Consider the following 14,553-nt stretch of genomic DNA (forward strand, 5'->3'; position numbering starts at 1 on the left):
GGATGCCGCCGCGGATGCCGGGGTGTTCGCCAGAACGCAGGCCGCCACGGCGCTTGCCGCGGCGCGCGTGCCGCCCGGTCAGGGCGGCGAGGCCTTGGCGCGCGAGGCGTTGCCGCCGGCCGGGGCCGCGCGTTCGGCGTACAGCAGGTCTTCGGAGCCGTCGAGGGTGTCCTCGTCCAGCCAGCGTCCGCCCTGCAGGCCGAGCACGCTGTCGAGGATGGTCGGCAGCAGGCCGCTGGGCAGCGCGCTCTCGCTGTTCCAGAGGATGGCCACGCCGAGGTCCTGCTCTGGCAGCAGCGCCATCATCCCGCGGTAGCCCTGCACCGCGCCGCCGTGGAAGACCACGTCGTGGCCGGCGTAGTCGTATTCGCGCCAGCCGAGGGCGTAGTTGGCGTGCTGCAGGCGGGCGCGGCGCCAGGACGAGCCGCGGATCTCGCTCGGGGTGGAGACCAGCGGCGCATGCAGGGTGGCCAGCAGCGGCGCGGGCAGTATGTCGGGACGGTGGCCGCCCTGCGCCAGCAGCCATTGCGCCAGGTCGCTGATGCTGGCGTTGACGCCGGCGGCCGGCGCCACCCGGTAGTAGTTCGGCTTCGGCATCAGCGGCACCCAGCCGCCGCGACCGCGCACGTGCGGGCGCGCCCAGCGCGCACTGGCTTCCAGTCCTTCCAGCCCGTAGCTGGCGTCGTGCATGCCCAGCGGCTTGAAGATGCGGCGCGCCACTTCCTCGCTGTAGAAGCGGCCGGTGGTGGCGAACACGATGTCGCCGATCAGGCTGAAGGCCACGTTCTGGTAGGCGTAGCACTCGCCGGGCGCGCAGGCCATCGGCGCGTCCGCGATGCGCAGGGTCAGGTCGTGGTACTGGGCATTGCCTTCCAGGTCGCGGTCGAAGGCGTTGCGCGGCAGCCCGGTGCGGTGGCTGAGCAGGTCGGCCACGGTCACCTGCGCGGCGGCCTCGGGGCGCGACATCCGGAACGACGGGACGTAGTCCACCAGCCGGCTGTCCCAGCGCAGCATGCCGTCGTTCACCAGCATCCCGGCCATGGTGGCGGCGAACGACTTCGACAGCGAGGCCAGCCGGAACACGGTATGCGTGTCCACCGGCTGCGGGTCGCGTGCGTCGGTGACGCCGTAGCCGCGCAGGCTGACGATCCTGCCGTCCTTGACGATCGCCATCGCAAGACCAGGGATGCGGCCGTTGGCGACCAGCGCCTCGGCCATGGCCTCGAAGCGCGAGGCATCGAACGTCGGCGCAGGGGCGGCGTTGGTCGCAGCGGTGGAGTCCGGCAACGCGGCAGGCAGTGCCGGACCGGGCGCGGTCGGCGATGAGCGGGTGATGGTGCCGGCAACCGGCGCGGCGTCCTGGGCGGCGGAGCCCAGAGCGAAGGGAAGCAAGCCTGCGATCAGGCCCGCGCGCCAAGTCTGGCGCCGGATGCGCTCTTTCATCGGCAGGACCCCCTGCGTATGCTGCAACGACCGGCCGATTCTAGCGCCTGTCGCCACGGTTGCATGAACAAGGGGAGCTTGCATGGGTAGTCTTTTGATTTTCCTCGTGATCGTCGTCGCACTCGTGGCCTGGGTGATGGGGATCTACAATGGGCTGGTACGTGCGCGTAACGGCTACCGCAATGCCTTCGCCCAGATCGACGTGCAGCTGCAGCGGCGCTTCGACCTGATCCCCAACCTGGTCGAGGTGGCCAGGAAATACATGGCGCACGAGCGCGAGACGCTGGAAGCGGTGATCGCCGCGCGCTCGGCCGCGCAGTCCGGCCTGGCCGCGGCCAAGGCCAATCCCGGCGATCCCGGGGCGATGGCGCAGTTGGCCGCCGCGCAGGGCCAGCTGGCCGCGGGCTTGGGGCGGCTGCTGGCGGTGGCCGAGGCCTATCCCGAGTTGAAGGCCAACCAGACCATGCTGCAGCTCACCGAGGAGCTGACCAGCACCGAGAACAAGGTCGCGTTCGCGCGCCAGGCCTTCAACGATGCGGTGATGGCCTACAACAACCGGCGCGAGGTGTTTCCGAACAGCGTGTTCGCCGGCATGTTCGGGTTCCAGCCGGCCACCCTGCTGGAGATCGCCGCCGACAAGCAGGCGCAGGTGCGCGAAGCACCGAAGGTGCAGTTCTGAGGCGGGCGTGAGCCGGCGTGCGGGGCGGGTGGACGCGCCGTCCTGCCTCCCGCTGCCCGCACCTGCGCCTTCACCCGCCCGCGTCTTGCCGCCCGCCCCATGAACTTCTTCGAACACCAGGCCGCCGCCCGCCGCGCCTCCGCGCGGTTGATGTTGCTGTTCGCGCTGGCGGTGGCCGGCGTGGTGCTGGCGGTGGATGCCGGGGTCTGGCTGGTGACGCAGTCGCCGAAGGCGGTGGCGCTGGCCAGCGCGGCGACCCTGGCGGTGATCGGGCTGGGCTCGCTGTACCGCATCGCCAGCCTCGGCGATGGCGGCGATGCGGTGGCGCGCCAGCTGGGCGGCACCCCCGTGCCGGAGGATGCCGGCGAGCCGGCCCTGCGCCGCCTGCGCAACGTGGTGGAGGAGGTCGCGATCGCCTCCGGGGTGCCAGTGCCGCGGCTGTACGTGCTCGAGGACGAGCCCGGCATCAATGCCTTCGCCGCCGGCTACAGCGCCTCCGATGCGGTCGTCGCGGTGACCCGCGGCGCGCTCGACCGCCTCAACCGCGACGAGCTGCAGGGCGTGATCGCGCACGAGTTCAGCCACATCCTCAATGGCGACATGCGCCTGAACCTGCGCCTGGTCGGCGTGCTGTTCGGGTTGCTGGTGGTGGCGCTGGCCGGGCGCCGGGTGCTGGAGGGCGCGCGCTTCTCCGGCGGCCGCAACCGCAATGCCGGCCCGATCCTGCTGGCGGCGCTGGTGGTGATGGTGATCGGCTACCTCGGCCTTTTGCTGGCGCGCATCCTCAAGGCCGGCATCAGCCGCAGCCGCGAGCGCCTGGCCGATGCCAGCGCGGTGCAGTTCACCCGCCAGACCGCCGGGCTGGCCGGCGCGCTGAAGAAAATCGGCGGGCTGCAGGCGGGCTCGCGGCTGGACGGCCACGGCCACACCGAGGAGGTCAGCCACATGCTGTTCGGCGAAGGCATGGGGTTCTCCGGCCTGTTCGCCACCCATCCGCCGCTGCTGGAACGCATCCGCGCGCTGGAGCCGGGATTCGATGGCGCGCAGCTGGAGCGGCTGCAGGCCGGCTGGCGGATGGCGCCGCCGGACGGACTGCAGGAGGACCTGCAGCTGGGGCTGGCCGCGCGCGATCAGCCGCGCCTGCCGGACGAGGGGCAGGCGGTGGCGGTGGCACCGGGTGCGGTATCGGCGCAGGTGGCGCGCCCGGGCGCGGACGACTGGCAGCGTGCGGGTGCGATCGTCGGCGCGCTGCCGGAGGCCTTGCGCGATCTCGCGCGCGATCGCCAGGCGGTGATGCCGCTGCTGCTGGCCCTGCTGCTGGATACGGACGAGGCGCTGCAGGCGAACCAGCAGGCGGCGATCACCCGCCACCTCGGCGAGGTGGTGGCCGCGCATGCCCTGCGCATCCACCAGCAGCTCACCGCCGACTTGCATCCGATGCTGCGGCTGCCGCTGGCGGCGCTGGCCTTCCCGGTGCTGCGGCGGCAGCCGCGGGCGCAGCTGGACGTGTTCCTGGCCGCGGTGCAGGCGGTGGTGCGCGCCGACGGCCGCGTGTCGCTGTTCGAATACTGCCTGGGCAAGCTGCTCGACGTGCAGGTGCGCGAGGCGCTGGCGCCGGCGCGCCATGTCCAGTTCGGGCGGCGCAAGCCCGGCGGCGTGCAGCGCGAATTCGCGCTGCTGCTGGCGGTGGTGGCGCAGGCCGGCAACGCCGACGACCCGGCGGCCGCGCGCCGCGCCTACCTGGCCGGCCTGCAGCGCATCCTGCCGCGCGACCATCTGCCCTATGCGCCGCCGGCGGACGGGGTGCTGGCGTTGGAGGCGGTGTGGGCCCCGCTGGATGCACTCGACCCGCTGGCCAAGCAGGTGCTGGTGGAGGCGATCGTGGACGCGATCGCCAGCAATGGCCGGGTGAACGTGGCCGAGGCGGAACTGCTGCGCACCATCTGCGGCGTGCTGCACTGCCCGCTGCCGCCGATGCTGGAAACGGCCCCTGCGGGCGAGCGAATCAGCCGGCCTTGATCAGGTCCGCTGCGCGCTCCGCGATCATGATGGTCGGGGCGTTGGTATTGCCGCCGGGCAGGTCCGGCATCACCGAGGCGTCCACCACGCGCAGGCCTTCCACGCCGCGCACGCGCAGCAGCGGATCGACCACCGCCGCGTCGTCGCTGCCCATCCGGCAGGTGCCGATGGGGTGGTACACCGTCTCGGCGCGCTGGCGCACGAAGGCGATGAACTCGGCTTCGGTGCGCGGCGTGTCCTTCGGGAAGATCGGCGCGCCGCGATACGGGTCGAACGCCTTCTGCGACAGCAGCTCCAGCGACAGCTTCGCGCACTCCACCATCATCTTCATGTCGAAGCCCTCGGGGTCGCCGAGGTAGTTCGGGTCGATGATCGGCTTGTCGCCGGCGCGGCTGCTGGCCAGGCGCAGCGTGCCGCGGCTGCGCGGGCGCAGGAAGCAGGCGTGCAGGGTGTAGCCGTCGCCCGGCAGGCGGTTGCGGCCGTGGTCGTCGATCATCGCAGGGATGAAGTGCAGCTGGATGTCGGCGCGCGCGTCCGGCGCCAGCGGCGAGCGCACGAAGCCCGCGCCCTCCGCCACGTTGCTGGTGCCGGGGCCGCGGTGGCCGCCGAGGAAATACTGCAGCGCGGTCTTCACCTCGCTGAGGCGGTCGTAGCTGATTGGCTGCGTGCAGTGCACCAGGGTGGTGACATCCAGATGGTCCTGCAGGTTGGCGCCGACGCCCGGGGCGTCGTGCAGGACCTCGATGCCGAGCCGGCGCAGGTCGGCGGCCGGGCCGATGCCGGACAGCATCAGCAGCTGCGGGGAGTTGATCGCGCCGCCGCTGAGGATCACCTCGCGCGTCGCCTCGAAGTGGAAGCCCTGGCCGCGGATCGCGCAGACCACGCCGTTGGCGCGTCCCTTGTCGAAGGTGATGCGGTTGACCGCGGCATGGGTGCGCACGGTGAGATTGGGGCGGGTCTTGGCCGGATTCAGATAGGCCACCGCCGCCGAGCAGCGGGCGCCGTCGCGTTGGGTCACCTGGTACAGGCCCACGCCGTCCTGGCGCGGGCCGTTGAAGTCGTCGTTCTCCTCCAGCCCGGCCTGCCGGCCCGCCTCGATGAAGACGCGGGTGAGTGGGTTCACGTGCCGCAGGTCGGAGACGGTCAAGGGGCCATCGGCGCCGTGGAAGGCATCCGCACCGCGGGTATTGCCTTCGGACTTGCGGAAGTAGGGCAGCACGTTGTCCCAGTGCCAGCCCTCGGCGCCGGCGGCGGCCCAGGCGTCGTAGTCGGCCGGCACGCCGCGGATGTAGCACATCGCGTTGATCGAGCTGGAGCCGCCCAGCAGCTTGCCGCGCGGGCACCACAGCACGCGCCCGCCCAGCTGCGGCTGCGGGACCGTGCTGTAGTCCCAGTTGATCGATTTCAGCCCGGCGATCTTGGCCAGGCCCGCCGGCATGTGCACGAAGGGGTGCCAGTCGCGGCCGCCGGCCTCCAGCAGCAGCACCTTGATCGACGGGTCCTCGCTCAGGCGGTTGGCCAGCACGCAGCCGGCCGAGCCGGCGCCGATGATGATGTAGTCGTACACGCGCGATCCTGCGGCGGCGAGGGCTCGAACCTATGCGCCCCGGCTAGAGCAATTGCTCGGCGGCCGGGTGCGCGCGGGGCTGGCGCGCATCCGGCGCGGCGGCTACCGTTGCGCATCGCCGTCCTGCTGCCCATCCCATGGCCGATTCCGATACCGCCTCCGGCCGCCTGGCCCGGTTCCAGTCCGCCCTGCGCGAGTCACCGCCGCTGCTGTGGGCCTTCCTGTACTTCTTCTTCCTGCTCACCGGCTACTACGTGCTGCGCCCGGTGCGCGAGGCGATGGGGGCGTCCAGCGACGTCACCGCGCTGTTCCCGCCGGGGATGATCGCGTTCTTCGCCGAGCGCGGCGTGGCCCTGAAGGAGCTGCAGCTGCAGGTGCTGTTCACCTTCACCTTCCTGATCATGCTGGTGCTGCAGCCGGCCTACGGCTGGCTGGTCAGCCGCTGGCCGCGGCGGGTGTTCCTGCCGGCGGTGTACGGCTTCTTCATCGCCACCCTGCTGCTGTTCTACGCCGCATTCCATGCCGGCATGCCCGGGCGCGGGATGGCCTTTTTCCTGTGGATCACGGCGTTCAACCTGTTCGCGGTGGCGGTGTTCTGGAGCTTCATGGCCGACGTGTTCAGCGATGCCGAGGCGCGCGCCGTGTACGGCTACATCGGCGCGGCCGGCACCCTCGGCGCGATCCTCGGGCCGATCCTCACCCGGCTGCTGGTGGAACGCATCGGCATCGCCCACCTGATGCTGGTGTCGGCCGGCTGCCTGCTGCTGTGCATCGTCTGCCTGCTGCGCCTGCGCCGGCACGCGGTGGCGCGCGAGGCCCAGCGCCGGCTGGTCAGCGGCGAGGTGCCGATGGGCGGCAGCGTGCTGGCCGGCCTGCGGCTGGTGGCGCGCGAGCCGCTGCTGCGCTGGCTGGCGGTGCTGACGGTGTTCGGCGTGGGCGTGGGCACCCTGCTGTACAACGAGCAGGCGGCGATCGTGCGCCAGTTCTATCCCGACCCGCAGCAGGCCACCGCCTATTACGCGGGCATCGATCTGGCGGTGAACGGGCTGACCCTGCTGGTGCAGCTGCTGGTGACGCGCGCGCTGCTGTCGCGGTTCGGGATCGCCCCGGCACTGCTGATCCCGGCCTTCGCCATCGTCCTCGGCTATGCCGCGCTGGCGGCCTCGCCGCTGCCGCTGCTGGTGGCGGTGGTGCAGGTGGCGACCCGCGCCGGCGAGTTCTCGCTGGGCAAGCCGGCGCGCGAGACCATCTACACCCGGGTGGCGCGCGAGTGGCGCTACAAGGCCGGCGCCGCGATCGATACCGTGATCTACCGCGGCGGCGACCTCACCTTCGTGTGGGTGCACAAGCTGCTGTCGGCCTTCGGCTCGCAGGCGGTGTTCGGCGCCGGCCTGCTGGTGGCCGGTGCGTTCACCCTCGGTGCCTTCAAGGTGGTGGGCGAGGCCCGGCGGCTTCCCGCCGCGCGCGACTGACCGCAGCGCTCAGCGCTGCAGGCGCGCCTGCAGCAGTTCGCGCAGTTCCTGCTTCCCGGCCTCGTCCAGGCCCTGGCTGCGTTGCCGCTGCTGCAATTCCTCGATGCGCTGCTGCAGCACCAGGCGCTCGAGCTGGGCGATCGCGTCGAGGAACTCGGCGCGCAGGTCCTTGTCCTCGCCCGGCAGCTCCAGCAGCGCCAGTTTCTGCAGCGCCGGCAGCTCGTCGCGCCCGTCGAAGTGCTCCAGCAGCACGCCGGTGGTGATGTCCGGGCGTTCGCGCACCAGCAGCACCAGTTCCGACAGCAGGTCGATCCCGGGCTGGCGCAATTCGGTGAAACGGTAAGGGGGCGTCAGTTCCAGCGCGAAGCCGGGGCGGTGCAGCAGGTGGGTGATCGCGCTGCGCACCAGGCTGGGCTTGTGCGCCGGCTGGCCGCGCATCTGCGCGTTGGCGCGCTGGGTGGGCGCGTGCGCCTGCGGCGGGCTGGTGCGCGCGCCGACGCCGGTGAGCTCGGTCAGGCGCTGGCGCATCAGGTCGCCGAACGCGCCGTCGGGGATCTGCGCCAGCAGCGGCTTGCAGCGCTCCGCCAAGCGCGCCTTGCCGTCCAGGCTGGCCAGGTTCACGTCGGCCGAGAGCGAGGCATAGAAGAATTCCGACAGCGGGGTGGCCTCGCGCAAACGCGCATCGAAGCCGGCCACGCCTTCCTGGCGCACCAGCGAATCCGGGTCCTCGCCGTCGGGCAGGAACAGGAAGAACGCCTGCCGCCCGTCCTTCATCCGCGGCAGCACCGATTCCAGCGCCTTCCAGGCCGCCGCGCGGCCGGCACGGTCGCCGTCGAAGCAGAAATACACGTCCGGCGCGTTGCGGAACAGCAGCTCGGCGTGGTCCGGGGTGGTGGCGGTGCCCAGCGTCGCCACCGCTTGCGATACGCCGTACTGCGCCAGCGCGACCACGTCCATGTAGCCCTCGACCACGATCAGCCGTTCCAGTTTCGGGTTCGCCTGGCGCGCCTGCCACAGCCCGTACAGCTCGCGTCCCTTGTGGAAGAGCGCGGTTTCCGGCGAGTTGAGGTATTTCGGCGAATCCTCGGGGTCGATCACGCGGCCGCCGAAGGCAATGGTGCGGCCGCGGCGATCGTGGATCGGGAACATCAGCCGGTCGCGGAACTTGTCGTAGACGTGGCCTTTGTCGTTCTTCGAGAACAGCCCGCCGCGCTCCAGCAGCTGCATCCGGCGCGGGTCGGTGCCCAGCGCATCGCGCAGCCCGGAGTAGCTGTCCGGCGCATAGCCGATGGCGTAGCGCTCGACGATCTCCGGCGCGATCCCGCGCTTGTCCACGTAGGCGCGCGCCTTGTCGCTGCGCGCCAGCTGCGCGCGGAAGAAGCCGGCGGCGGCCTCCATCGCGGCGTACAGGTCGCGGGTCTCGGGGTTGGCGTTGCGCTGCTGGGTCTCGCGCGGCACCTCCATGCCCACGCGCTTGGCCAGTTCGTCCACCGCGTCGAGGAACTCGAGGCGGTCGTACTGCATCAGGAAGCTGATCGCGGTGCCGTGCGCGCCGCATCCGAAGCAGTGGTAGAACTGCTTGGTCGGCGAGACCGTGAAGCTGGCGCTGCGCTCGTCGTGGAACGGGCAGCGCGCCGCGTATTCCTTGCCCTGGCGCTTCAGCGGCACCCGCGCGCCGACCACCTCCACGATGTCGGAGCGGGCCAGGAGCTCGTCGATGAAAGCGTCAGGTATGCGAGCCATGCCTACGATCTGCTGCTGCATGCGTGTCCGGTAGGCGCGCGGCGGCGCGCCGACCCGCTTCGCAAGCGGATTCTATGGTGGCGCGCTCGTCGATGAAGGCGTCGGGGATGCGGGCCATCGGGCTAGTGTAGGGCGGCCGCGCGGGCGCCGCCGGCTAGAGTTCGTCGCGTGCCGCCAGCGCGTGCAGGGCCGCGCCTTCCAGCCTCTGCACGGTCCACTCGTCCATGCCGGTGGCGCCGAGGCGGCGGTAGAAATCGATCGCCGGTTGGTTCCAGTCCAGCACGCTCCATTCGAAGCGGCCGCAGTCGCGCTGCACGGCGATCCGCGCCAGCGCGGCCATCAGGTGCCGGCCCAGCCCGGCACCGCGGAAGGCCGGGCGCACGTACAGGTCCTCGAGGTACAGCCCTCGCTTGCCGAGGAAGGTGCTGAAATTGTGGAAGAACAGGGCGAAGCCGGCCGGCTCGCCGTCCACCTCGCCGATCAGCACCTCGGCCGCGGGGTGCGCGCCGAACAGCTGCGCGCGCAGGTCGTCGTCGGTGGCCACCGCGGCATGCGCCAGTTTCTCGTAGTCGGCCAGCTCGGCGATGAGCTGGCGGATCAGCGGCACGTCGTCGATGGTCGCGGGGCGGATCGTGATCAGGACGTCGGTCATGCGGACAGGATAGCGCTCCAAGGGGCCTCATTCCCGCGCAGGCAGGGATCGCAGCCAGCAGGTGAAGCTCCCAAGCGGCAGTGCTCGTCATCCCCGCGTAGGCGGGGATCGCTCTTCCCCTCGGTCATATCGCCATGTGATGTTCGAAATCTGTTTTTCGAAGAGCGATTCCCGCTTCCGCGGAAATGACAGGCGAAAAGCTCAGCCCGCGAGCTTCTGCTTCACCAGCTTCGACACCAGCCCCATGTCGGCCTGTCCGGCCAGCGCGGGCTTGAGCACGCCCATCAGCTTGCCCATGTCGGCGGCGGACGCCGCGCCGGTGGCGGCGATGGCCTTGTCGATCTCGGCCAGGATGGCGGCCTCGCCCAGCTTGGCCGGCAGGTAGGCCTCGATCACGCCCATCTCGTAGCGCTCCTGCGCGGCGAGGTCCTCGCGCGCGGCGGCCTCGTACTGGGCGATCGAATCCTTGCGCTGCTTGACCATCTTCTCCAGCACCGCCAGCACCAGCGCGTCGGTCATCTCCACGCGCTCGTCGACTTCCTTCTGCTTTATGGCGGCGTTGATCAGGCGGATGACGGCCAGGCGGTCCTTCTGGCCGGCCTTCATCGCGGCCTTCATGTCGTCGGTGAGCTGTTGCTTGAGGCTCATGGTGTGCTCCGGGCAGGGACGGTCAGCGGGTTCGGGCGATGGATCGGTGGGGTACAAACGCGAAAAGCCGGCCACGCTCGCGCGTGCCGGCTTTCGCAGCCAACCACCGCGCTCAGTACAGGCGCTGGCGCTTGGTGACGTCGCGCGATGCGCGGCGCGCCTGACGCTTAACCGCGGCGGCGGCCTTGCGCTTGCGCTCCTGGGTCGGCTTCTCGTAGAACTCGCGCTTGCGGGTCTCGGCCAGCACGCCGGCCTTCTCGCAGGTGCGCTTGAAGCGGCGCAGGGCAAACTCGAACGGTTCGTTTTCGCGGACTTTGACGCTGGGCATCGGGGAATCTCGTGACTGGAGAGTACGCCCGGTCAGGTGGGCGAGCCGCGCATGATAGCAGCGTGCCGGGTTTGGGCGCAAGATAAGCGGATGAAGGTCCTGGGTATCGAATCCTCCTGCGACGAAACCGGGGTGGCGGTGTACGACACCGCCATCGGCGGCGCGGCCGGCCTGCGCGCGCAGGCGCTGTACAGCCAGATCGCCCTGCACGCCGACTACGGCGGTGTAGTGCCGGAGCTGGCCAGCCGCGACCACGTGCGCAAGCTGCTGCCGCTGATCCGCCAGACCCTGGCCGAGGCCGGCCTGACCACCGCCGACTTGGATGGCGTGGCCTACACCGCCGGCCCCGGGCTGGTGGGCGCGCTGCTGGTGGGCGCGGGGGTGGCGCGGTCGCTGGCCTGGGCGCTGGACGTTCCGGCCATCGGCGTGCATCACATGGAAGGGCATCTGCTGGCACCGTTGATCGAGGACGACGCCCCGCAGCCGCCGTTCGTGGCGCTGCTGGTCTCGGGCGGGCATACCCAGCTGGTGGCGGTGGACGCCATCGGCCGCTACCGCCTGCTGGGCGAGACGCTGGACGATGCGGCCGGCGAGGCGTTCGACAAGACCGCCAAACTGATGGGCCTGCCGTATCCGGGTGGCCCGCAGCTGGCCAAGCTGGCCGAGCAGGGCGTGCCCGGCCGGTTCAAGTTCTCGCGGCCGATGACCGACCGCCCCGGGCTGGATTTTTCCTTCAGCGGCCTGAAGACGCAGGTGCTGCTGGCCTGGCAGGGCAGCGACCAGTCCGAACAGACCCGCGCCGACATCGCGCGTGGGTTCGAGGATGCGGTGGTGGACACGCTGGCGATCAAGTGTGAGCGGGCGCTGGATGCGACCGACTGCGACACCTTGATCGTGGCCGGTGGCGTCGGCGCCAATGCGCGCCTGCGCGCGCGGCTGGTGGAGATGTGCGCGGCGCGCGGCGGCCGCGCCTGCTTCCCGCGTCCGGCGCTGTGCACCGACAACGGCGCGATGATCGCCTTCGCCGGCGCCCTGCGCCTCGAGGCCGGCCAGCACGAGGATGCCGCGATCCGCGCGGTGCCACGCTGGGACATGGCGGCCTTGCCGGCGGTGTGAGCCGCCGGGGAACCGGCGCGGGGTTGCTAAGCTGTGCATCCAATCCCCTCCGCGCCACGGTATCCCGTGGCCCGGACGATGCGAACCCGCCCATGACCGATACCGTGTTCATCGAAGGCCTGCGCGTGGATGCCGTGATCGGCGTTCATCCGCACGAGCGCCACGCGCCGCAGCCGCTGCGGCTGGACATCCGCCTGCGCTTCGACAATCGCGCCGCCGCCGCCAGCGATGCGCTGGCGGATGCGCTGGATTACGAAGCGGTGGCGCGCCGCCTCTGCGACTATGCGGCCGGTACTGGTTTTGCCCTGGTCGAGACCCTGGCCGAGCGCTGCGCGGCCCTGGTGCTGGAGGAGTTCGCGGCCGACCGGGTCTGGCTGAAGCTGTCCAAGCCCGGCGCGCTGGCGAACGCGGCGGCGGTGGGCGTGGAGATCGAACGCGGGAGGGCGACCGCATGAGCGTGGTACTGGTCACCGGGGCCTCGCGCGGGATCGGCCGCGCCATCGTCGCGCGCTTCGCCCGCGAGGGCGCCACCGTGGTCGCCTGCGCGCGCGGCCGCGAGGGGCTGCAGGCGCTGCGCGCCGAGCTGCCGCAGGTGGAGACGCTGGCCTGCGACATGCGCGATGACGCGGCGGTGGACGCGCTCGCGCGTGAGGTGCTGGCGCGCCACGGCGGCGTGGACCTGCTGGTCAACAACGCCGGCGCGTTCCGCCCGGGCGGCATTGCCGATGAGGATGATGGCGCCCTGCTGGAGATGCTGCAGGCCAACCTGTTCGGCGCCTACCGCCTGACCCGGCGGCTGCTGCCGCGGATGATCGAGCGCCGCAGCGGCATGGTCCTGAACGTGTGCAGCACGGCGTCGGTCGCGGCCTACCCGAACGGCGGCTCCTACAGCATCGCCAAGCACGCGCTGTACGGCTTCTCGCGCAACCTGCGCGAGGAGATGAAGCCGCACGGGGTGCGCGTGGTGGCGCTGCTGCCGGGCGCCACCCTGACCGCGTCGTGGGACGGCGTGCCGCTGCCGCCCGAGCGCATGATGCCACCCGAGGACGTGGCGGAGATGGCGTGGACGGCGTGGTCGCTGTCGCCGCGCACGGTGGTCGAGGACATCCTGATGCGCCCGCAGCGGGGCGACATCGGCGAGGCCGATTTCGCATGAGCGCGCAGGGAGGCACCGCGATGCAGGAGCGCGTCACCATCCGCCTGGCCAAGCAGAACATGAAGTTCTCGGCCGGCCACTTCACCATCTTCTCGGCCAGCGAGCGCGAGCGCCTGCACGGCCACAACTTCACGGTCGAGGTGGACATCGAGGCGCGCATGCTCGGCAACGGCATGTGCTTCGACTACGGCCTGTACAAGGACCGCGTGGTCGCGCTGTGCCGCGAGCTCAACGAGTGGACGATCCTGCCCACGCGCTCGCCGTACCTGAGGATCGAGGAGGACGGCGACCACGTGTACGCGCATTTCGACGGCCAGCGCATCCCGTTCCTGCGCGGCGACGTGCTGCTGCTGCCGATCGAGAACGCGACCCTGGAGGAATTCGCCGGCTGGTTCCTGCAGCGCCTGTGCGAGGACCGCGAGGCGCTGCGCGCGCACGCCATCGATGCGATCGAGGTGCGGGTGCTGTCCGGCCCCGGCCAGAGCGCCGGGCGCCGGGTGAGGCTCGGCTGATGGCGGCCCCGACCCTGCCCGCGCCCTCCGCCGATGCGCAGGCGCACAGCGCGCTCCTGCGCGAGGTGATCCAGGAGCAGATCATCGCCGCCGGCGGCCGCATCCCGTTCTGGAAGTTCATGGAGCTGGCGCTGTACGCGCCGGGGCTGGGCTACTACAGCGCGGGTGCGCGCAAGTTCGGCCCGGGCGGCGACTTCATCACTGCGCCCGAGCATTCGGCGCTGTTCTCGGCCTGCGTGGCCGACGCACTGGCCCCGGCGCTGCGCCAGGCCGGCAAGGGCGCGGTGTTCATGGAAGTGGGCGGCGGCAGCGGCGCATTCGCCGAGGCCTGCCTGGAGCAGTTGCAGGCCAGCGGTGCCCTACCGGCGCGCTACGCCATCCTCGAGCCCAGCGCCGACCTGCGCCAGCGCCAGCGCGAGCGCCTGCAGGCGCGGCTGCCGGCGGCGCTGTTCGCGCGGGTGGAATGGCTGGACGGCCCGATCCAGCAGCCGTGGGACGGGGTGCTGTTCGCCAACGAGGTGATCGACGCACTGCCGACGCCGCGCTTCGTCCTACGCGGTGGCGATGTGCTGGAGGAGTGCGTGGCGCTGGATGGCGAGGGCCGCTTCGTGCGCGCCGAGCAGGCGGCCGACCCACTGCTGGCGGCGGCGGTGGCGCGCCTGCAGGCGCGGCTGCCCACGCCGCTGCCGGACGGCTACCGCAGCGAGGCGCTGGCGCAGCTGCCGTACTGGCTGCAGGCGGTGGTCGGCGGATTGCGCAACGGCGCGCTGCTGTTCATCGACTACGGCTATGCGCGCAGCGAGTACTACCTGCCCGAGCGCAGCGACGGCACCCTGCGTGCGTTCCGCCAGCACCACCTGGTGGAGGACGTATTCGCCTGGCCGGGGCTGCAGGACATCACCGCCTCGGTGGATTTCACCGCGCTGGCCGAGGCCGGCGTGGGAGCCGGCTTCGAGTTCTCCGGCTACTGCTCGCAGGCCAGTTTCCTGCTCGGCAACCGCCTGCAGGCGCACCTGGAGGAGGCCGAGGCGCGCACCGCCGACGAGGTGGCGCGGCACAACCTGCGCCAGCAGGCCAAGCGGCTGACGCTGCCCAGCGAGATGGGCGAGCGCTTCCAGGCGATCGGCTTCCAGCGCGGGGTGGAGCTGGACGCGGCGTTCCTGCTCGGCGACCTGAGCCACCGCCTGTGAACCGCGCGCCCTACCGCGTTGGGCGCTC

Annotated in this window: 14 protein-coding genes; 8 read left to right on the plus strand and 6 right to left on the minus strand. The window is 71.3% G+C overall.

All coding sequences use genetic code 11. From position 1 onward, the window contains the following. Window positions 1-78: 78 nt before the first annotated feature. Window positions 79-1,443, minus strand: coding sequence for a serine hydrolase domain-containing protein (locus EDC34_RS07705; RefSeq protein WP_114959927.1), 1,365 nt, complete (start codon window positions 1,441-1,443; stop codon window positions 79-81). A gap of 82 nt (window positions 1,444-1,525) precedes the next feature. Here EDC34_RS07705 and EDC34_RS07710 point away from each other — a divergent pair, with 82 nt between their 5' ends. Beyond that, complete coding sequence (locus EDC34_RS07710; protein WP_114959928.1) at window positions 1,526-2,122, plus strand: LemA family protein; 597 nt, start codon at window positions 1,526-1,528, stop codon at window positions 2,120-2,122. A gap of 99 nt (window positions 2,123-2,221) precedes the next feature. Further along, complete coding sequence (locus tag EDC34_RS07715; protein WP_114959929.1) at window positions 2,222-4,141, plus strand: M48 family metallopeptidase; 1,920 nt, start codon at window positions 2,222-2,224, stop codon at window positions 4,139-4,141. Here EDC34_RS07715 and EDC34_RS07720 read toward each other — a convergent pair. Next, complete coding sequence (locus tag EDC34_RS07720; protein ID WP_114959930.1) at window positions 4,128-5,708, minus strand: GMC family oxidoreductase; 1,581 nt, start codon at window positions 5,706-5,708, stop codon at window positions 4,128-4,130. The two genes, EDC34_RS07715 and EDC34_RS07720, sit on opposite strands and share 14 nt — an antisense overlap. 137 nt (window positions 5,709-5,845) lie before the next feature. Here EDC34_RS07720 and EDC34_RS07725 point away from each other — a divergent pair, with 137 nt between their 5' ends. Next, window positions 5,846-7,180, plus strand: a complete 1,335-nt coding sequence (locus EDC34_RS07725; protein ID WP_114959931.1) for an NTP/NDP exchange transporter — start codon at window positions 5,846-5,848, stop codon at window positions 7,178-7,180. 9 nt (window positions 7,181-7,189) lie between these two features. Here EDC34_RS07725 and dnaG read toward each other — a convergent pair whose 3' ends face one another. The 4 genes from dnaG to rpsU form a co-directional block, all read right to left on the minus strand. Then, a complete protein-coding gene (dnaG, locus tag EDC34_RS07730) occupies window positions 7,190-8,923 on the minus strand; it encodes a DNA primase (RefSeq protein WP_114959932.1) in 1,734 nt (577 codons plus the stop codon). 154 nt (window positions 8,924-9,077) lie between these two features. Continuing rightward, window positions 9,078-9,575: a GNAT family N-acetyltransferase gene (locus EDC34_RS07735; protein WP_114959933.1), complete on the minus strand. Its 498-nt coding sequence runs from the start codon at window positions 9,573-9,575 to the stop codon at window positions 9,078-9,080. Between the two features lie 201 nt (window positions 9,576-9,776). Continuing rightward, window positions 9,777-10,223, minus strand: coding sequence for a GatB/YqeY domain-containing protein (locus tag EDC34_RS07740; RefSeq protein WP_114959934.1), 447 nt, complete (start codon window positions 10,221-10,223; stop codon window positions 9,777-9,779). Between the two features lie 112 nt (window positions 10,224-10,335). Beyond that, window positions 10,336-10,551, minus strand: coding sequence for a 30S ribosomal protein S21 (gene rpsU, locus EDC34_RS07745; protein ID WP_031371286.1), 216 nt, complete (start codon window positions 10,549-10,551; stop codon window positions 10,336-10,338). Between the two features lie 90 nt (window positions 10,552-10,641). Here rpsU and tsaD point away from each other — a divergent pair, with 90 nt between their 5' ends. The 5 genes from tsaD to EDC34_RS07770 all read left to right on the plus strand — a co-directional run bounded on the left by tsaD (window position 10,642) and on the right by EDC34_RS07770 (window position 14,525). Further along, the gene (gene tsaD / locus EDC34_RS07750; RefSeq protein WP_114959935.1) at window positions 10,642-11,667 is read left to right on the plus strand and encodes a tRNA (adenosine(37)-N6)-threonylcarbamoyltransferase complex transferase subunit TsaD; all 1,026 of its coding nucleotides are present in this window, start codon (window positions 10,642-10,644) and stop codon (window positions 11,665-11,667) included. 92 nt (window positions 11,668-11,759) lie between these two features. After that, complete coding sequence (gene folB, locus EDC34_RS07755; RefSeq protein WP_114959936.1) at window positions 11,760-12,122, plus strand: dihydroneopterin aldolase; 363 nt, start codon at window positions 11,760-11,762, stop codon at window positions 12,120-12,122. After that, complete coding sequence (locus tag EDC34_RS07760; RefSeq protein ID WP_114959937.1) at window positions 12,119-12,823, plus strand: SDR family oxidoreductase; 705 nt, start codon at window positions 12,119-12,121, stop codon at window positions 12,821-12,823. The genes folB and EDC34_RS07760 overlap by 4 nt, the downstream gene beginning before the upstream one ends. After that, the gene (locus EDC34_RS07765) at window positions 12,820-13,335 is read left to right on the plus strand and encodes a 6-pyruvoyl trahydropterin synthase family protein (RefSeq protein WP_205388052.1); all 516 of its coding nucleotides are present in this window, start codon (window positions 12,820-12,822) and stop codon (window positions 13,333-13,335) included. The genes EDC34_RS07760 and EDC34_RS07765 overlap by 4 nt, the downstream gene beginning before the upstream one ends. Next, the gene (locus tag EDC34_RS07770; protein WP_114959938.1) at window positions 13,335-14,525 is read left to right on the plus strand and encodes a class I SAM-dependent methyltransferase; all 1,191 of its coding nucleotides are present in this window, start codon (window positions 13,335-13,337) and stop codon (window positions 14,523-14,525) included. The genes EDC34_RS07765 and EDC34_RS07770 overlap by 1 nt, the downstream gene beginning before the upstream one ends. The last annotated feature ends 28 nt before the right edge of the window (window positions 14,526-14,553 follow it).

The sequence above is a fragment of the Thermomonas haemolytica genome, assembly GCF_004346265.1.
Lineage (GTDB): Bacteria > Pseudomonadota > Gammaproteobacteria > Xanthomonadales > Xanthomonadaceae > Thermomonas > Thermomonas haemolytica.